We start from the raw sequence: 18,684 nt of genomic DNA, 5'->3' as shown, positions 1-18,684 counted from the left end.
AGTCGATTTTAGTCGCTGCCACCGTCATTCGGCCGCGAGCGTGGTCAGCGACCGTCGCGCACGGCCACCGCCAGGTCAGGATGGTCGGCGAACACGCCGTCCACTCCCGAGTGCAGCAGGATCGAGAAGTGGCGTCGCCAATCCCCCCAGGCCGCCTCCGCGCCCTCGGTCCGGAACTCGGCGGGGAGCATCCCGTTCTCCGGACGCAGCGTCCAGCAGAACACGGCGAGACCCGCGGAATGCGCGAGATCGACCAGATCGGACGTGACCGCGCCGACGTCCGCCCCGTCGTCCTCCCCGAACAGCGCCATCGACACCGAGCCGGAGGACAGCACCAGCGACGTCTCGACGCTGATTCCGTCGACCCGATCGGCTGCCGACGGGGCCGCCGAGCCCAGCGCGTACAGACCGCGCAGGCTGAGATCGGCGTCGTACCCGGGTGCCGACGATCCGAGGGCGGCGACACGGTCCGCCGGAGCGCCGGAATCCTCCAGCAGATACACGCGGCGACCTCGGAAGCCGCGGTCGTGCAGCTTCACCAGGACGGTGCGCTCGAAGCTCTCGACCACCACCCCGGCTCGATCCGTCCAGCCCGCGTCCGCGAGATCCCGCAACAGCAGTTCGTCCAGCGGGTACCCCGCCGCCTCGAAGTACGTCGCGTGCTTCAGCTCGGCCACGAGACCCGGCGGCCGCCCAGAGCCCTCGCCCGTGCGATCGATCAGCTCGAGCAGGTCACGCAGGCGGAGGATCGGGTAGTGCCCGTCGAAGGTCGAGCTGTGCTGCCGCAGAGCCGGGATGCGCTCCCGCGCCCGCAGCGTCGACAGTTCGTCCCAGGTGAAGTCCTCGGTGAACCAGCCGGTCAGCGCGACCCCGTCGACCTCCTTGGTCGTCCGGCGATCGGCGAACTCCGTGTGGTCCGCGACATCCGTCGTTCCCGAGATCTCGTTCTCATGCCGGAGGACGAGCACTCCGTCCTTCGTCGCCACGATGTCGGGCTCGACGGCGTCGGCACCGAGCTGGAACGCCAGCTCGTACGAGCCCTGCGTGTGCTCCGGCCGATACCCCGGAGCCCCGCGGTGGCCGATGACAACCGGAGCCGTTCGCGCGCGCATGGCCCGATCCTAGCTCGGAGCACGCATGCCACCCCGGGCACCGACATGCCGGGTCGTCGACGCGTGAGGAGTGCCAGAATCGACGGGTGTCCGCCGATCCCAACACGGCCCCCGCGCCCCGCGACCCCGCCCGGCCGGACACCGGCACGCCTGCACGCGGCGGCTGGAGGGAGCCCGCGTCTCTGCTCCCGCTCCGCTGGGGCGCCTACCGCCCCCGCCTGATCGTCGGACTCGCGATGCTCGTCGTCGGAACCGCGTGCGTGCTCGGGACCACGACGTACAGCCTCACGCTCCTCCTCATCGGATCGCTCATGCAGCCGGCCGGCTGGGCCGTGCTCCCGTCGACGATCGGCCGGCGCGTCGCCGTCCCCCTTCCCGTCCTGGGTTTCACCTGGCTCATGCTGGGCGGCTCCGGCTTCGCCTGGTGCTACGCGGTCGTCCTCGCGGCCTGGCTGCTCGTCCGGCTCCGCCCGCTCCCCTCGTTCGCCGTTCTCGTCCTCCCGGTCGCGTGGAGCGTCCTCCTCCCGCTGTTCGTGCACGACTACGAGCACGGCTGGATCACCATCGCCACGAGCACGGCGGTCATCGTCGGGGGCGCGTGGCTCGCGAAATGGATCGCCATCCGATTCGATTCATGGCAATCTGTCAGAACTCTCAGAAAAGAACCCCGTAGATTTGACTGAAGACGACCGTTAACCGGTCCACCCATAGAACGAGGAGCTCATGGCACTCAACAACCCGGCCTTCTCTACGAACCCGGCGTTCTCCACCAACGGTCAGGCGGCGACCGTCTCCGCCGAGAAACTGGAGCAGATGTACCAGTCGCCGTCGGCGACGGCCGTGGACACCGACCGGATGACGGTCGAAGACACCATCACCAAGACGGCGATCTGCTTCGTTCTCCTGCTCGCGGGCGCCGGCGTCGGCTGGTTCGTCCCTGTTCTCGCCATCCCCGCCGCGATCGTCGGCTTCGTGCTGGCGCTCGTCAACATCTTCAAGCGCAAGCCGTCCCCCGGCCTGATCCTCGGATACTCGGCCGCGCAGGGCATCTTCCTCGGCGCCATCTCGATGTTCTTCGAGTCGCAGTGGTCGGGCATCGTCATCCAGGCGGTCATCGCGACGTTCGCCGTCGTGGGCGTGACTCTGGCGCTCTTCGCCTCAGGCAAGATCCGCGCCTCCGCGAAGGCGACGAAGATCTTCCTCATCGCGATGTTCGGCTACCTCGCCTACTCGCTGGTCAACCTGGTCCTGATGTGGACGGGCGTGACCGGCGGAAGCTTCGGCCTGAACAGCGTCGAGCTCGGCAACACCGGCATCAAGCTGGGCCTGATCATCGGCCTCCTGGTCGTCCTGCTCGGCGCCTACTCGCTGGTGCTCGACTTCGATGCGATCAAGCAGGGTGTCGCGAACCGCGCCCCGCGCATCTACGGCTGGTCGGGTGCCTTCGGCATCATGGTCACGGTCATCTGGCTGTACCTCGAGATCCTCCGCATGCTGGCGATCTCGCGCGACTGACACCCACGTTTCACGACGAAGGCCCGGGATGCTGGTTCAGCATCCCGGGCCTTCGTCGTCAGTGCGGGATCACTCCCACTCGATGGTCCCCGGCGGCTTCGACGTGACGTCGAGCACGACCCGGTTCACGCCATCCACCTCGTTGGTGATGCGGTTCGAGATCTTCGCCAGCAGGTCGTACGGCAGGCGGGTCCAGTCGGCCGTCATGGCGTCCTCGCTGGAGACCGGGCGCAGCACGATGGGGTGCCCGTAGGTGCGGCCGTCGCCCTGCACGCCGACCGAGCGCACGTCCGCGAGCAGCACAACGGGGCACTGCCAGATCTCGGCGTCGAGGCCTGCGGCCGTGAGCTCCGCGCGCACGATGGCGTCGGCGTCGCGCAGCAGATCGAGACGCTCCTGGGTGACCTCTCCGACGATGCGGATGCCGAGGCCCGGTCCGGGGAACGGCTGGCGGGAGACGATCTCCTCCGGCAGTCCGAGCTCGCGTCCGATGGCGCGCACCTCGTCCTTGAACAGCGTGCGGAGTGGCTCGACCAGTTCGAACTGGAGGTCCTCGGGCAGGCCGCCGACGTTGTGGTGACTCTTGATGTTGGCCGTGCCCGTGCCGCCGCCCGACTCCACGACGTCCGGGTACAGGGTGCCCTGGACGAGGAAGCGGATGGGGTCGCCCTCGCTGGCCGCCTCGGCGATCAGGTCGGCCTGAGCCTTCTCGAAGACGCGGATGAACTCGCGGCCGATGATCTTGCGCTTCGTCTCCGGGTCGCTGACGCCGGAGAGCGCGTCGAGGAACTGCTTCTGCGCATCGACGGTCACGAGCCGGACGCCCGTCGCCTTGACGTAGTCCTCTTCGACCTGGCGCGCCTCATCCTTGCGGAGAAGGCCGTGGTCGACGAACACGCAGACCAGCTGGTCGCCGACGGCCTCGTGGACCAGCGCAGCGGCGACGGCGGAGTCGACCCCGCCCGAGAGCGCGCAGATCACACGGCCCGAACCGACCTGGGCACGGATTGCCGCCACCTGGTCTGCGATCACGTTGCCGCTGTTCCAGTCGGCCGGGATGCCGGCGGCCCGGTGGAGGAAGTTCTCGAGAACGGCCTGGCCGTAGGTGGAGTGCTTGACCTCGGGATGCCACTGGACGCCATACAGCTTGCGCTCGTCGTTCGCGAAGGCGGCGACGGGCGTTCCGTCGGTCGACGCGAGGACGTCGAACCCTTCTGGCGCGCGGGCGACCGAGTCGCCGTGGCTCATCCAGGCCGTCTGCTCCTCCGGCTGGCCGTCGAGCAGGATGCCGGAGTCGCTGATCCGCACGGCGGTCGAGCCGTACTCGCGCTGGCCGGTCTTCGCGACCTCGCCGCCGAGCGCGGTCGCCATGACCTGGAAGCCGTAGCAGATGCCGAGCACGGGGACGCCGAGGTCGAGGATGGCCTCGTCGAGCCGCGGTGCGCCCTCCTCGTACACCGAGGACGGTCCGCCCGAGAGCACGATCCCGGAGGGGCGCTTGGCAGCGACCTCGGACGCGGTCACCGTGTGCGGGACGATCTCCGAGTACACGTTCGCCTCGCGTACGCGCCGGGCGATCAGCTGCGCGTACTGCGCGCCGAAGTCGACGACCAGGACGGGCCCGGACGGGTTGGCGGAGTCGGCTCCGCCCAGAAGATCGGTGAACGCCGCATCCGTGCTCATCGGGTCAGGGCTCCTTGTCTCGCCGCTAATGTGTCGCCTCCACGAGGTCGGCTGCCTCGGCCTCGCGGCCGGCCAGGTAGGACTTCACCTGCTTGGTGATGCGCGCCTCCACGAAGAACGAGAGGAACGGGACGACGCCGCCGAGGGCGATCATCACGAACTTCGTGAACGGCCAGCGCATCAGGCTCCACAGGCGGAAGTCGGAGATCAGGTACACGACGTACAGCCAGCCGTGTGCGATGAGGATGCCCGTGCTCAGGTCCACCCCGGTCGGAGCGACGGCGGTCTCGACGGGGACGAAGGTCAGCGCGCCGTAGTTGCTGAATGCGAAGAGCTCGTAGCCGAGCCCGTACTTGACGACCATCTCGGCGCACAGGAGCAGCAGCATGATGCCCGTGACGTACGCGAACACCTGGTAGAACCGGAGCGCCCCGCGGATCTTCGGGAAGTCTTCGAGCTTGGGAGCGAGGGGCATGGGCCTATTCTAAAGGCTCGGACTGGGGGTTCTTCCCGGCCATCGCATCCTGCTTCTCACGCTTCTCACGTTCGAGCAGCTGCTCCTCGCGCAGCTCGTCCTCCCGCTGCTTCGCGTCCTTCACGAGGCGGTACCAGAGGAAGACCGCGAACCCGGCGAAGATGATCCACTCGGCCGCGTAGAAGATGTTGAGCCAGTTCAGCTCGGTCTGGGCGATCGGCGGGGGCGAGTAGATCTGGACCAGCCCGGCGGGCGCCCCACGCTCGACGACGTAGGCCGCATAGACGGGCATGCCGTCGACCCCGGTCCACAAGTTGTAGAGGGCGCCGACGCCGAGCGTGCGCATCGCCGTCGGATCCTTCTTGTCGGTCGGCACCTCGGGCTGCTCGTCGGGCAGGATGCGACCGACGATGCGCTGCGGATCCGTGTCCGCCTGCCGCGACAGCCGCTCGACCGCCGCCTGCGCGGACGCCTTGTCGGGAGCCCACCCCCGTGCGACGGCGAGCGCGACCGGACGGCCGTCGCGCTCGAGGTTCACGTGACCGACGACCCACCAGCCGCTGCGTCCCTTGTTGAGCCGGTCGTGAAGCAGCTGGTAGTCCTCGGGCACGAACGTCCCGGTGAACTCGACCAGCTGCCCGACGGCCACATCGCGGAGGGGCGACGACGGACCGGCGACATCCGCGAGCGGGAGCACGGTCTCACTGGGAGCCTCGACGGCCTTTCCCGATTCGACGGCCCGCTCGAGCTGCCACTGACCGAGCCAGGCGAACCCGGCGGCGAGGAGCAGCGCGAACACCAGCGCGCCGATCCACCGCGGGCGCCGCATCATCTGGAAGAGGGTGGTCTCGCCGGCGATCGGCTCGGCCCCCGTGGTCGTCTCGATGGTCAGTCCCGTTCCCGTTCGCCGCTCGTGTCATCCTGCATGGCCCGCTCGACCATCCTGTCGACGGCCCGCTGCGTCTCGTCGACGCTCTCCGTCGCGCGCCGGGCATCGGAGTCGAGGTCTGCGGTCGCGGCCTCGACCAGGGCGATCTCCTCGTCCAGCATCGGCTCGCGCTTCTTCGTCTTCTTCCGTTCCCGTCGGCGTGACGGGCCGGACCGTAGGATCATCGCACCGATCTTCTCGGAGTTCGCTGCGAGGATCGGGCCGATGATCGCCATGATGAGCACATAGAGGCCGGCGAACGGCTGGATGCGCTCGTCCAGTCCTGCGGCGAGCGACAGCGTGGCGAGGATGAGGGCGAACTCTCCACGGTTCTGAAGGATGACCGTGGTGTTGATGCCGGCCTGCACGCCCATCCCGTTGATCCAGGCCACGAACTGGCCGGCCCCGATGTTGAGCACGATCGTCATGACGACGGCGATCCCGACGGGCAGGAGCACGGACGGGAACTTCGCCGGATCGAGCGCGAGGCCGAAGTTGAGGAAGAAGAAGGCGGCGAACACATCCCGGAGCGGGATGGCGATCTGCTCGATCTTGCGGCGGTACTTCGTCGCCCCGAGGACGAGGCCGATGAGGAAGGCGCCGATCGCGTCGGTCACGCCGAGTAGCTCGCCGATGCCGGCGAACAGCACCGCGAACCCGAAGAAGAGGATGGTGAAGAGCTCGTCGTCCTTCGTGCGGAACAGCCGCGAGACGAACCGGCCGCCCCAGCGCGCGATCGTGAACATCACGACGAGGAAGGCGAACGCGATGGCGAGCTTGCCGACCACGGGCCAGAAGTCGGTCTCGCCGCTGAGCACCACGGAGACGATCGCCAGGTAGATGGCGATGAAGATGTCCTCGACGACGGTGACACCGAGGATCATCGGCGTCTCGGTGTTCGCCAGCCGCCGCAGCTCGATGAGCAGTTTGGTGACGATCGCCGACGACGACGTGGCCGTCATGCCGGCGATGATGAGCGCCTCGCGGGTGCCCCATCCGACCATGAACCCGAAGATCAGGCCGACGCCCATGTTGATGACGATGTATGAGCCGCCGGAGACGATCAGCTTGCCGAAGTTGCCGAAGAACTCGTCCTGGTCGAACTCCAGACCCAGGTTGAACAACAGCAGGATGAGCCCGAAGATCGCGATGAGCTCGATGTAGTCGCTCTCGAAGTTGAGCGGGAACCAGCCGGTGTGCGGGCTGGCCAGCAACCCGACCAGCATGTAGATGGGGATCGCGGGGAGACTCACCAACCTGCCGAGGCGCCCGAGCACGTACGCGACGAGCAGGAGGATGCCGAGAACGATGAGGTCTTCGCCGAGATGCATCGTCGATCAGCCTCCGGGCGGAGCGTCGGCGGTGACACGGTGGGCGACCTCGCCGGTCCGGAAGAACGAGAACGCCTTCGCGACCTTCTCCGGCGTGCCGGCGACCACGAGTGTGTCCCCGGGGAACACCTTGAAGTCTGGAGCGGGCGCCGGGTTGGCGGAGTCCCCGCGCACGACCGCGACGACCGTGAGGCCGACGAAGCCGCGGTCGCCGGGCGCGCCGAGCTGCTGACCGGCGATGTAGTCGTCGTAGTCGACGGTGAACCAGTCGATGCTGAGACCGGGGATCTGGTCGAGCGCGGTCAGAGCCTCGGTGATCTGCGTGCCGCCGAGCAGCTCCGCGAGCGTGTGGGCCTCATCCTCGTTGAGCCGGAGCGACACCTTGGTGACGTCGCTGCCGTCTTCGTGGTCCGAGAACGTGATCAGGTCGCTGTGGCCGGACCGGTGCGCGATGACGCCGACTTTGCCGCCATCGTCGGTCACGAAGGTGTGAAGCACCCCGACCCCGGGCAGCTTCACCCGTCGAACGTCTACCATCATCCGTCTCCATCCGCCGGGCCGGCCGGCATAAGGGGGGTATGCATCCAGCCTACCGGAGGCGTGCGAAGGCCCTCCCGGCGAGCGAACTCCGGGAGGGCCTTCTGCGGTGCTTCTCAGCCTGCGCCGCCGCCGCTACCCGTCGGTCCCGGGCGCGTCCTCCGCACCGGCGCCCTCGACGTGCTTCGGCGCCTGGTCGGCGCTCGTCGGGGTGCCGGCCTTCGGTGCGGCGGCCTTCGCAGCTTCGGCGTCGGCCTCCACGATGTCGGGCGCTTCGAGTCGGATGCGGTCTGCGGACTCGTCGTCGGGCTGCAGCTGGCTGGCACGCTCCGCCTCGACCCGGCGCAGGTAGGTGCGCACTTCGCGCTCCTCCCGCTCCGAATCCCAGCCGAGCACCCGCGCCATCAGCGACGCGGCGACCGGGGCGGCGGAGGCGCCGCGGTCCCACGCCTCGATCGAGATGCGGGTGCGGCGGGCGAGCACGTCCTCCAGGTGGAGGGCGCCCTCGTGCGTCGCCGCATAGACGACCTCGGCGCCGACGTAGTCGTCCGCGCCGGGCAGCGGGTCGGCCAGCGACGGGTCCTCGCGGATGAGCGCGAGGATGTCCTCCGCGAACGTGCCGTAGCGGTTCAGCAGGTGCTCGATGCGGGCGACGTGGAGGCCGGACTCCTGGGCGATCCGGTGACGGCGGTTCCACGCGGCCTGGTATCCCTCGGCTCCGACCAGGGCGATGTCCATCGTCGTGGAGGGAGGAGTCCTGCCGTCGATCGCGCTTACGGCGGCATCCACCGCATCCTTCGCCATGACCCGGTACGTCGTCCACTTACCGCCCGCGATCACGACGAGGCCCGGCACCGAGTGGGCGACCAGATGCTCGCGCGACAGCTTGGACGTCTGCTCGGACTCACCGGCGAGGAGCGGCCGGAGGCCCGCGTAGACGCCCTCGACGTCCTCCCGGGTCAATGGGATGTTGAGGATCTCGTTGACGTGCGCGAGCAGGTAGTCGATGTCGGCGGCGGTCGCCGCGGGGTGCGCCTTGTCGAGGTGCCAGTCGGTGTCCGTCGTGCCGATCAGCCAGTGCCGGCCCCACGGGATGACGAAGAGCACGCTCTTCTCGGTGCGCAGCAGCAGGCCCATCTTCGACTGGAAGCGGTCCCGCGGCACCACGAGGTGGATGCCCTTGGATGCGCGCACCTTGAACTGGCCGCGCTCCCCCACCATCGACTGCGTGTCGTCCGTCCACACGCCGGTCGCGTTGACGACCTGCTTGGCGCGGATGTCGAACCGCTCATCGGTCTCGAGGTCGTGGGCGCGCACGCCGACCACCCGCTCGCCGACCTTGATGAAGCCCTCCACCCGCACGCGGGAGGCGACGTGGGCGCCGTAGTGCGCGGCCGTGCGCACGAGGTTGGCGACGTAGCGGGCGTCGTCGACCTGCGCGTCGTAGTACGTGATGCCGCCGATCAGGGCGTCCTTGTTCATCGACGGGATGGCGTTCAGCACCTGCCGCTTGCTGAGGTGCCGGTGGTGCGGAACGCCGGGAGGCCGCCCGCCGCTGTACGAGAAGATGTCGTACAGCATCATGCCGGCGCCGATGTAGAAGCGCTCCCACACCCGCTTGTGCAGCGGGTACAGGAAGCGAACGGGCTTCACGAGGTGCGGAGCGATGCGCTGCAGCAACAGCCCGCGCTCGATGAGCGCCTCGCGGACCAGGCGGAAGTCGAGCTGCTCGAGGTACCGGATGCCGCCGTGGACCAGCTTGGAGGAGCGGCTGGAGGTGCCGGAGGCGAAATCGCGCGCCTCCACCAGCCCGGTGGTCAGACCGCGGGTCGCCGCATCCACCGCGGATCCGGCTCCGACGATGCCGCCGCCGACCACGAGGATGTCGAGCTCCGTGTCTTTGAGCGCCGCGATCGCCGCGGCGCGCTCCGCCGGACCGAGCCGTGACGGGTAGGTCACGGCCGGGTTCGACGCGGGCGTCGCGTGCCTGTCGCCGCCTGGGGCAGATTGGGACTTCACCATCGTTCTCTCCCTCTCCGGCCGCCATCGGCCGGCGCTGCTCTACTGCGTACGATACGGCGCGACGACGACCTCGACGCGCTGGAACTCCTTCAAGTCCGAGTATCCCGTCGTGGCCATGCTCCGGCGCAAGGCTCCCACGAGATTCGCAGAGCCCTCGGCCACCGGAGCCGGCCCGTAGAGGACCTCCTCGAGCGGCGCGACCTGACCGACGGCGACGCGATTGCCGCGCGGCAGCTGCGAGTGGTGCGCCTCGGCGCCCCAGTGCCATCCGCCGCCGGGTGCATCGGTGGCGCGGGCGAGCGTGGTGCCGAGCATGACGGCGTCGGCGCCGCAGGCGATGGCCTTGACGATGTCACCCGAGCTGCCGAGGCCGCCGTCGGCGATGACGTGCACGTAGCGGCCGCCCGACTCGTCCATGTAGTCGCGGCGGGCGCCGGCGACGTCGGCCACGGCGGTCGCCATGGGCGCGTGGATGCCGAGTGTGGATCGCGTGGTCGACGCGGCCCCGCCGCCGAAGCCGACGAGCACTCCGGCAGCGCCGGTTCGCATCAGGTGCAGCGCCGCGGTGTAGGTGGCGGCGCCGCCGACGATGACCGGCACATCCAGCTCGTAGATGAACTTCTTGAGGTTGAGCGGCTCGACGTTCTTCGACACGTGCTCGGCCGAGACCGTGGTCCCGCGGATCACGAACAGGTCGACGCCCGCGTCGACGACCGTCTCGTAGAGCTCCTGCGTGCGCTGCGGTGAGAGCGCGCCCGCGACCGTGACGCCTCCCTCGCGGATCTCGGCGAGGCGACGGGTGACGAGCTCCGGCTTGATCGGCTCGGAGTAGATCTCCTGCATCCGGCTCGTCGCGCGCTCGGCCGGGAGCTCGCGGATCTCGGCGAGCAGGGGCTCCGGGTCTTCGTAGCGGGTCCACAGGCCTTCGAGGTCGAGAACGCCGAGGCCGCCGAGCTGGCCCATCATGATGGCCGTGGTCGGCGAGACCACCGAGTCCATCGGGGCCGCGATGAACGGGATGGAGAACTGGTAGGCGTCGATCGTCCACGAGACCGAGACGTCCTCCGGGTCGCGGGTGCGCCGGCTGGGAACCACGGCGACGTCGTCGAAGGCGTACACACGGCGGGCGCGCTTGGCGCGGCCGATCTCGATCTCCATACTCACGCGCTTCAGTCTAGGCCGCGCGCCTGTTCGGCGTCGGGGGCCTGTGGAAAGGTGGTCTCGTGACCGTCGAAGCCGAACCCCTCAGCCGTCTCCGCCAGCGCACCAGCGAGAAGTGGCGCGCGTACCCCGACGACGTCCTCCCGCTGTTCGTCGCCGAGATGGACTACCCGCTCGCCCCGCCGATCGCCGCGGCCCTGCACGCGGCCGTCGACCGCAGCGACACCGGCTATATCGGGCCGGACGACCGCACTCAGCGGGCGTTCGTCGACTTCGCGCGCGACCGGTGGGGCTGGGAGGTCGACCCCGCGCAGACGCGGACCACCACCGACGTGAGCGTGGTGATCGTCGAGGCCCTGCGGATGCTGATCGAGCCAGGCGATCGCGTGGTCATCACCCCGCCGGTCTATCCGCCGTTCTTCGAGCTGATCCCCGAGGCCGGGGGTGTGGTCGAGGAGGTGCCGCTCCTCGAAGGCGGGACCGACGGCCGCGGATGGGCGCTCGATCTCGCCGGTCTGGAGCGGGCGTTCGCGGGTGGGGCGAAGGCGTTCCTGCTCTGCAACCCGCACAATCCGCTCGGTCTGGTCCACCCGCGCGCCGAGCTGGAGGCGGTCGCCGCGCTGGCGGCCCACCACGGTGTGTTCGTCGTGAGCGACGAGGTGCACGCACCGCTCACGCACACCGACGCGACGTTCACGCCGTTCCTCTCGGTGTCGGAGGAGGCGCGACGGATCGGCGTGGCCGCCCACTCCGCCAGCAAGGCCTGGAACCTGGCCGGCCTGAAGTGCGCACTGTTCGTGACGGCGTCGCCGGAGCAGGCCGAGCGCATCCACGCCCTGCCCATCGAGGTGGAGGTGCGCACCAGCCACTTCGGCCGGATCGCCACCGAAGCGGCCTTCCGGGATGGGCGACCCTGGCTCGACGACGTGCTGCGGGCCATCGAGACCAACCGCGAACTGCTGTCCGTCCTGCTGACCGACCGTCTGCCGCGCGCTCGCTACCGGGAGCCGCTCGCCAGCTACCTGGCCTGGATCGACCTGCGCGCCCTCGGCTGGGGCGACGACCCTGCCACGCGCATCCTCGAGGAGGCCCGCGTCGCCGTCAATCCCGGCATCGAGTTCGGTGCGCCCGGCGCCGGTTTCATCCGCCTCAACCTGGCGTGTTCTCAGGAGGTCCTCACCGACGCGATCGACCGGATCGCCGAGCTCAGCGCGCGCGGCTGACCCGCCGCTCGTCCCACACCGGCTCGTCGGTCTCGTAGACCGCGCCGTCGGAACCGAACACCAGGAACCGGTCGAACCCGCGAGCGAACCAGCGGTCGTGCGTGACCGCGATCACCGTGCCCTCGAAGCCGGCGAGGCCCTCCTCGAGCGCCTCGGCCGAGACCAGGTCGAGGTTGTCGGTCGGCTCGTCGAGCAGCAGCAGCGTCGCACCGGAGAGTTCGAGCAGCAGGATCTGCAGCCGCGCCTGCTGGCCGCCGGACAGCGATTCGAACGTCTGCTCGGCGGCACCGGCGAGACCATACCGATCGAGGACCCGGCTCGCGGCCTCCCGGGGCATCCCGTCGCGGCGTTCGTCTCCGCGGTGCAGGATCTCCAGCAGCGTCCGTCCGACCAGCTCGGGATGCTCGTGAGCCTGCGCGAACAGACCGGGAGCGACGCGGGCGCCGAGTTTGGCGTTGCCCGTGTGCGGGACGGGAGCGCCGGCGTTCTCCGCCGCGGCGAGATGCCCGGCCGACGGGTCCGGATCCGTGCCGCCGGCCGCGAGCAGCCGGAGGAAGTGCGACTTCCCGGACCCGTTCGAGCCGAGCACCGCGACGCGCTCACCGAACCAGACCTCGGCGTCGAACGGCCGCATCAGCCCGGTCAGTTCGAGATCTGTGCATTCGAGCACGCGACGGCCGGTGCGTGCGCCGGTCAAGCGCATCCGGACGTTCTGCTCGCGCGGCACCGCCTGTGGCGGACCGACCGCCTCGAAGCGGGCGAGCCGGGTCTGCGCGGCCTGGTAGGCGTTCGCGAGGTCGCTGTTGTACTTCGCTTTCTCCTTGAAGCGCAGCACCAGCGCCTTCAGCTTCGCGTGCTCCTCATCCCACCGGCGGCGAAGCTCCTCGAGCCGCTCCATGCGCTCGCGCCGGGCGTCGTGGTAGCCGGCGAAACCTCCCCCGTGCGTCCACGTCGTGTTGCCGGCGGCCCCCAGCTCCAGCGTGATGATGCGGTCGGCCGCGTTGGCGAGCAGCTCGCGGTCGTGCGAGACGACCAGCACCGTCTTCTGCGTCGCCCGGAGCTGCTCCTCCAGCCAGCGCTTGGCCGGGACGTCGAGGTAGTTGTCCGGCTCGTCGAGCAGCAGCACCTGTTCCGGACCGCGCAGCAGCGCCTCCAGCACCAACCGCTTCTGCTCTCCGCCCGACAGGGTCCGGACCGCGCGGTATCGGGCACGCTCGAACGGGACGCCGAGCGCGGCGACCGTGCACTGGTCCCAGACGACTTCCTGCTCGTATCCGCCGGCGTCGGCGTACTCGGCAAGCGCGTTCGCATACCGCAGCTGTGTGTCGGTCTCGTCGCGCTCGATGATGGCGTTCTCGGCCGCCTCCAGGGCTTCGGCCGCGGCCTTCACCGCCTTCGGAGCCACTCCCACCAGCAGGTCGTTCACCGTCCGGTCGTCGCGGACGTGTCCGACGAACTGGTCCATCACCGCGAGGCCGCCGTCGTTGACGACGCCGCCCGCGTCGGGCCGGAGTTCACCCCGGATGATGCGCAGCAGGGTCGACTTGCCCGCGCCGTTCGCGCCGATCAGTGCGCCGACGCGCCCATCCCCGACCCGGAACGAGACGTCGTCGAGCAGCGGCCGGCCGTCGGCGAGCGTGTACGAGACGCCGGAGACGTCGATGTGGCTCATGGAGTGATCCTGATCTGGGAGGCGGGCAAAGCCTTCCAGACTAAACGAAACCGCCGCCCGAGGGAACGGGCGGCGGTTTCTCAGGCCTGAAGCTGCGTGTCAGCGACGGTAGTTCGGAGCCTCCACGACCATCTGCACGTCGTGCGGGTGCGACTCCTTGAGCCCCGCCGCGGTGATGCGCACGAACTTGCCGTTCTGCTTGAGCTCCGGGATGGTGCGGGCGCCCACATAGAACATCGACTGCCGCAGACCGCCGACGAGCTGGTAGGCGACGGCGGAGAGCGGGCCGCGGAACGGCACCTGACCCTCGATGCCTTCGGCGATCAGCTGCTCGTCGCTCGGCACATCCGCCTGGAAGTAGCGGTCACGCGAGTAGGAGGTCTTCTTGCCGCGCGTCTGCAGAGCGCCGAGCGACCCCATCCCGCGGTAGTTCTTGAACTGCTTGCCGTTGACGAACACGAGCTCGCCCGGCGACTCGGAGGTGCCGGCCAGCAGCGATCCGAGCATGACGCTGTCCGCACCGGCGACAAGCGCCTTCGCGATGTCGCCCGAGTACTGGAGACCGCCGTCGGCGATGAGCGGGACGTTGGCCTCGCGCGCGGCGAGCGACGCCTCGTAGACCGCGGTGACCTGGGGCACACCCACACCGGCGACGACGCGCGTGGTGCAGATGGAGCCCGGGCCGACACCGACCTTGATGGCGTCGGCACCCGCGTCGATGAGCGCCTGAGCGCCCGAACGGGTGGCGACGTTGCCGCCGATGACGTCGACGTGCGACGCTCGGGGCTCCGCCTTGAGGCGGCGGATGATGTCCAGAACGCCGGCGCTGTCGCCGTTGGCGGTGTCGACGACGATCACGTCGACCCCCGCGTCGACCAGGGTCATCGCGCGCTGCCAGGCGTCGCCGAAGAAGCCGATCGCGGCGCCGACACGGAGCCGGCCCTCGTCGTCCTTCGTGGCGTCGGGGTACTTCTCGCTCTTGTCGAAGTCTTTCACCGTGATGAGGCCGCCGAGCTTGCCGTCGGCGTCCACCAGGGGGAGCTTCTCGATCTTGTGCTCGGCGAAGATGGCGACGGCCGCGTCCGGGTCGATGCCGATCGGAGCCGTGATCAGCGGCTGACGGGTCATGACGTCGCGGACCTTGGTGGTCGACCGCTCGAACGGCGACACGAAACGCATGTCGCGGTTGGTGATGATGCCGACGAGGGTGCCGTCCGGCTCGACGACGGGGAGACCGCTGACGCGGAACTGGCCGCACAGAGCGTCGACCTCTTCGACGGTCGCGTCCGGGGTCGTGGTCACCGGGTTGGTGATCATGCCCGACTCGGACCGCTTGACCTTGTCGACGTGCGCCGCCTGGTCCTCGATCGAGAGGTTGCGGTGGATGATGCCGATGCCGCCCTGGCGCGCCATGGCGACGGCCATGCGCGACTCGGTGACGGTGTCCATCGCGCTCGAGAGCAGCGGAGTCGCCATCGAGATGCGCTTGGTCAAGCGGGTGGACGTGTCCGCCTCACTCGGGATGACGTCGGTATGCCCGGGGAGGAGCATGACGTCGTCGTAGGTCAAACCGATGAAACCGAACGGATCCGCCTGATCCATCTCACCCCTTCAAAGATGCATCCCGTGTGAGGACGCGCGACTGTGGATGCTCAATGGTAACGGCAGAATCTGGACGGATATTCCGGCCGCTTCGCGGTCAGTCCACCGGGGCCAGGTCGAGCTCCGCCGCCCGCTTGCCCTGCCGCGCGGCGACGATCATGTCGATGCTCAGGATGAGCAGCGCGAGCCAGACGATCGCGAAGCCGACCCAGCGCTCCGGCGGCATCGCCTCGTGCAGTACGGCGACGCCGACGATGAACTGGATGAACGGGGCGAAGTACTGGATGAAGCCCATGTAGACGAGCGGGAGGCGACGGGATGCCGCGGCGAAGAACAGCAGCGGGACGGCCGTGATGACACCGGCTCCGACGAGCAGAACGGTGTGCCACACCCCCGCGGTGCCGATGGTGAGCCCGGCGGTGACGGCGACGACGACGAGCTGGATGATGGCCACCGGGGTCAGCCACATCGTCTCGAGGGTGAGGCCGGAGAGCGCATCCACCCGGTTGCCCACCCGCTTCTTGATCAGGCCGTACAGGCCGAACGAGAAGGCGAGGATGAGGGCGATCCACGGCATCGAGCCGTAGCCGACCGCGAGGACGATGACGGCGACGACGCTCACGCCGACGGCGACCCACTGGGCGACGCGCAGCTTCTCGCGCTGGACGACGACGCCGAGGAACACCGTGACGATCGGGTTGATGAAGTAACCGAGGGCCGCCTCGACGACGTGGCCGTTCACCGTCGCCAGCACATACGTCTGCCAGTTGACGTAGATGAGAGCGCCGGCGAGGCCCATCGTGAACAGGACGCGCTTGTCGGTGAGCAGCGCCGTGAACGCGCGCCAGGAACGGGTCACCGTGAGGGCGATGGCGCAGAACCCGAGCGAGAAGATCACGCGCCAGCCGACGATCTCCCAGGCTGAGGCGGGCGCGAGGGCCAGGAAGTAGATCGGGAGGATGCCCCACAGGACGTACGCGGAGACCGCGTAGACGAGTCCGGATGTGCGGTGGGAGCTGAGGTCGTCGGAGGATGCCACTCGTCCGACTCTACCTGCGACCGCAGACACCACGACGGCCCGGATGCTCAGAGCATCCGGGCCGTCGAGAAGAGGGGGTGCGTCAGCGGACGACGACCGCGAGCACGTCGCGAGCCGACAGGACGAGGTAGTCCTCGCCGCCGAACTTCACCTCGGTGCCGCCGTACTTCGAGTAGATGACCTTGTCGCCGACGGCGACATCGAGCGGGATGCGGTTGCCGTTGTCGTCGATGCGACCAGGGCCCACCGCGACGACCTCGCCCTCCTGCGGCTTCTCCTTGGCGGTGTCGGGGATGACCAGACCGGAAGCAGTGGTCTGCTCAGCCTCGACCTGCTTGATGACGATGCGATCCTCGAGCGGCTTGATGGAGACCGACACGTTGACCCCTTTCCTGTGAAGAACAGTGTCTCTACTAAGACTGATTAGCAAACTCGCACTGAGAGTGCTAACACGAGTCTAGGGGGTGCGTTAGCAGTCACGCAACGTGAGTGCCAGACCGGGCGGGGCGGCACGTCCAGGGTAGCGTTGAGCGCATGGAACGCTCCGAGCTGGTCGCCCTCCTGAGCCCGGAGGGACTGCGGCTGCTCGACTCCCTTCCGCCCTACAACAGCGAGCGGGACGTGCTCGCGATCGTCAGCGACCTCCGCAAGCAGGGCCACTCCCCCGCGCTGGTCGCGGCCGTTCTCACGCAGTCGAAACTGCGCCGCAAGGCCGTGGCCAAGTTCGGCGACTTCGCGTCGCAGATGCTCTTCACCGAGGCCGGCCTGGAGCAGGCCACCCGGCTGCCGGTCGCCGCGCGGCATGCCGGACGGTTCCGCGCGGCGGGGATCCGCCGGGTCGCCGACCTCGGCTGCGGGATCGGCGGCGACGCTCTCGCCCTCGCCGCCCTCGAGCTGGACGTCCTGGCGATCGAGGCCGACGAGGTCACCGCGGCCATCGCCTCCTTCAACCTGGCCCCGTTCCCCAGCGCTCGGGTCGAGCAGCGGCGTGCGGAAGACGTCGACCTGCGCGAGATCGACGGCGTCTTCCTCGACCCGGCGCGACGGACCGCCGGGCACACGCAGACGGAGCGCCTCACCGACCCCGACGACTACACGCCGTCGCTCGGCTTCGCGTACGAGCTCGCCACCGGCCGATCGGTCGGCCTGAAGCTCGGTCCGGGATTCGACCGCGACCTCATCCCCTCGACGGCGGAGGCGCAGTGGGTCTCCGCCGACGGACAGGTCGTCGAGCTGGGCCTCTGGTTCGGAGCGCTGGCCCGGCCCGGCATCCACCGCGCCGCACTTGTGATCCGCGGCGATCGGGCGGACGAACTGACCGCCGATGCCGACAGTCCCGACGAGGAGACCGGTCCGCTCGGGGAGTTCCTCTACGAGCCGGATGGCGCGGTCATACGCGCGCGCCTCATCGGCGATCTCGCACGCAGGCTGGGCGGCAGGATGCTCTCGGAGCAGATCGCCTACATCACGACCGACCGGCCCGCTGAGACCCCGTTCGCGGCCGGCTTCCGCGTTCTCGAAACGCTCCCGTACGCCGAGAAGGACCTGAAGAAGGCTCTCCGTCAGCGCGGCATCGGCACCCTCGAGATCAAGAAGCGGGGGGTGGATGTGGACCCCGCCGCATTGCGCCGCCGGCTGGGCCTCAACGGCGACCGCCCGGCGACCCTGATCCTCACCAGGGTCGCCGGGCGGCACACGGCGCTGCTCGCCGAACGGCTCTGAGGCCGTCGGCGAACCGCTTCACAGGGCTCTGATCAGTAGGTGCCCTGGTAGTTCGCGATGCTCGCGAAGATGATCGCCAGGAAGATCCAGTAGATGATCGCGATCGCGATGCTCACGAAGCCGAGGATGATACCGGTGAGCCAGAAGCCCTTGGCTTGCGGCTCCTTGTTGCGGCCGATGAAGCCGAGCACGACCGCCGCGATGCCGAACAGGAAGCCGATGCCCCAGGCGATGTTGAGCACGATGCCGAGGATGCCGCCGACGAGCGACAGGATGCTCAGGATCGGCGACTTGGCGGCGGGCTGCCCGTACGGCTGGGTGTAGCCGGGAGCGGGCTGTCCGTACGCCGGCTGGCCGTACGGCTGCTGGGGCTGGCCCGGCTGCTGGCCGTAGGGCTGCTGGTACTGCTGACCGTACCCCGGGGCCGGCGGCTGCTGACCGTATCCCGGGGCCGGCGGCTGCTGGCCGTATCCCGGAGCCGGCGGCTGCTGCCCGTAGTCCGGAGCCGGCGGCTGCTGACCGTAACCCGGCGCGGGCGGCGGCACGGCCCCCGTGTCGGACGCGGGCGGGGCGGGCGGCGGCGGCGGGACCGATCCGTTCTGCGAGTTCGGGTCCGTCGGTTCGACGGGGGCGTTCGGGTCGGTCATGAGACCCATCTCCTT

The 18,684-nt window shown here is 69.2% G+C and carries 17 protein-coding genes; 4 read left to right on the top strand and 13 right to left on the bottom strand.

The window, feature by feature from the left end; genetic code table 11:
- Nucleotides 1-44: 44 nt before the first annotated feature.
- Nucleotides 45-1,112 (bottom strand): glycerophosphodiester phosphodiesterase family protein, encoded by a 1,068-nt coding sequence (locus BLR91_RS03625; RefSeq protein WP_089877028.1) that lies wholly within the window; start codon nt 1,110-1,112, stop codon nt 45-47.
- An 86-nt stretch (nt 1,113-1,198) separates the two neighbouring features.
- On the opposite strand from BLR91_RS03625, the gene BLR91_RS03620 reads away from it, so the two are divergent.
- Nucleotides 1,199-1,795 (top strand): hypothetical protein, encoded by a 597-nt coding sequence (locus BLR91_RS03620; RefSeq protein WP_089877030.1) that lies wholly within the window; start codon nt 1,199-1,201, stop codon nt 1,793-1,795.
- A 40-nt stretch (nt 1,796-1,835) separates the two neighbouring features.
- Entirely contained in the window at nt 1,836-2,627 is a 792-nt protein-coding gene (locus BLR91_RS03615) for a Bax inhibitor-1/YccA family protein (protein WP_018191909.1), read from the top strand.
- Nucleotides 2,628-2,696: 69 nt separating this feature from the next.
- Here the strand turns inward: BLR91_RS03615 and guaA are convergent, their stop codons facing one another.
- The 7 genes from guaA to BLR91_RS03580 all read right to left on the bottom strand — a co-directional run bounded on the left by guaA (nt 2,697) and on the right by BLR91_RS03580 (nt 10,761).
- On the bottom strand, nt 2,697-4,310 hold the full coding sequence (guaA, locus tag BLR91_RS03610) for a glutamine-hydrolyzing GMP synthase (protein ID WP_018191910.1): 1,614 nt from the start codon (nt 4,308-4,310) through the stop codon (nt 2,697-2,699).
- 25 nt (nt 4,311-4,335) lie between these two features.
- Nucleotides 4,336-4,785 carry a DUF3817 domain-containing protein gene (locus tag BLR91_RS03605; protein ID WP_018191911.1) on the bottom strand — a complete coding sequence of 150 codons (450 nt, stop codon included), beginning with the start codon at nt 4,783-4,785 and terminating at the stop codon, nt 4,336-4,338.
- A 4-nt stretch (nt 4,786-4,789) separates the two neighbouring features.
- The gene (locus BLR91_RS03600; protein ID WP_018191912.1) at nt 4,790-5,617 is read right to left on the bottom strand and encodes an SURF1 family protein; all 828 of its coding nucleotides are present in this window, start codon (nt 5,615-5,617) and stop codon (nt 4,790-4,792) included.
- 56 nt (nt 5,618-5,673) lie between these two features.
- Complete coding sequence (locus BLR91_RS03595; protein ID WP_089877033.1) at nt 5,674-7,044, bottom strand: cation:proton antiporter; 1,371 nt, start codon at nt 7,042-7,044, stop codon at nt 5,674-5,676.
- A gap of 6 nt (nt 7,045-7,050) precedes the next feature.
- Entirely contained in the window at nt 7,051-7,584 is a 534-nt protein-coding gene (locus BLR91_RS03590) for a cation:proton antiporter regulatory subunit (RefSeq protein WP_231374462.1), read from the bottom strand.
- Between the two features lie 132 nt (nt 7,585-7,716).
- Nucleotides 7,717-9,603 carry a glycerol-3-phosphate dehydrogenase/oxidase gene (locus BLR91_RS03585; RefSeq protein ID WP_442911245.1) on the bottom strand — a complete coding sequence of 629 codons (1,887 nt, stop codon included), beginning with the start codon at nt 9,601-9,603 and terminating at the stop codon, nt 7,717-7,719.
- 39 nt (nt 9,604-9,642) lie between these two features.
- Entirely contained in the window at nt 9,643-10,761 is a 1,119-nt protein-coding gene (locus BLR91_RS03580) for a GuaB3 family IMP dehydrogenase-related protein (RefSeq protein ID WP_018191916.1), read from the bottom strand.
- Between the two features lie 65 nt (nt 10,762-10,826).
- On the opposite strand from BLR91_RS03580, the gene BLR91_RS03575 reads away from it, so the two are divergent.
- Entirely contained in the window at nt 10,827-11,987 is a 1,161-nt protein-coding gene (locus BLR91_RS03575) for a MalY/PatB family protein (RefSeq protein WP_089877037.1), read from the top strand.
- On the opposite strand, the gene BLR91_RS03570 is transcribed toward BLR91_RS03575, so the two are convergent.
- The 4 genes from BLR91_RS03570 to groES form a co-directional block, all read right to left on the bottom strand.
- A complete protein-coding gene (locus BLR91_RS03570) occupies nt 11,971-13,659 on the bottom strand; it encodes an ABC-F family ATP-binding cassette domain-containing protein (RefSeq protein WP_089877039.1) in 1,689 nt (562 codons plus the stop codon). The two genes, BLR91_RS03575 and BLR91_RS03570, sit on opposite strands and share 17 nt — an antisense overlap.
- 99 nt (nt 13,660-13,758) lie before the next feature.
- Nucleotides 13,759-15,261 (bottom strand): IMP dehydrogenase, encoded by a 1,503-nt coding sequence (gene guaB, locus BLR91_RS03565; RefSeq protein WP_018191919.1) that lies wholly within the window; start codon nt 15,259-15,261, stop codon nt 13,759-13,761.
- Between the two features lie 97 nt (nt 15,262-15,358).
- On the bottom strand, nt 15,359-16,300 hold the full coding sequence (gene rarD, locus BLR91_RS03560) for an EamA family transporter RarD (RefSeq protein ID WP_089877041.1): 942 nt from the start codon (nt 16,298-16,300) through the stop codon (nt 15,359-15,361).
- 82 nt (nt 16,301-16,382) lie between these two features.
- The gene (gene groES / locus BLR91_RS03555) at nt 16,383-16,679 is read right to left on the bottom strand and encodes a co-chaperone GroES (protein ID WP_018191921.1); all 297 of its coding nucleotides are present in this window, start codon (nt 16,677-16,679) and stop codon (nt 16,383-16,385) included.
- A 155-nt stretch (nt 16,680-16,834) separates the two neighbouring features.
- Here groES and BLR91_RS03550 point away from each other — a divergent pair, with 155 nt between their 5' ends.
- Complete coding sequence (locus BLR91_RS03550) at nt 16,835-18,022, top strand: class I SAM-dependent methyltransferase (RefSeq protein WP_089877043.1); 1,188 nt, start codon at nt 16,835-16,837, stop codon at nt 18,020-18,022.
- A 32-nt stretch (nt 18,023-18,054) separates the two neighbouring features.
- Here the strand turns inward: BLR91_RS03550 and BLR91_RS03545 are convergent, their stop codons facing one another.
- Complete coding sequence (locus BLR91_RS03545) at nt 18,055-18,669, bottom strand: DUF4190 domain-containing protein (RefSeq protein ID WP_020076959.1); 615 nt, start codon at nt 18,667-18,669, stop codon at nt 18,055-18,057.
- Between the last annotated feature and the right edge of the window lie 15 nt (nt 18,670-18,684).

This window comes from Leifsonia sp. 466MF (assembly GCF_900100265.1).
GTDB lineage: Bacteria > Actinomycetota > Actinomycetes > Actinomycetales > Microbacteriaceae > Leifsonia.
Note: the sequence above shows the minus strand (reverse complement) of the source record. Positions and strands in the feature narration are given on the sequence as shown.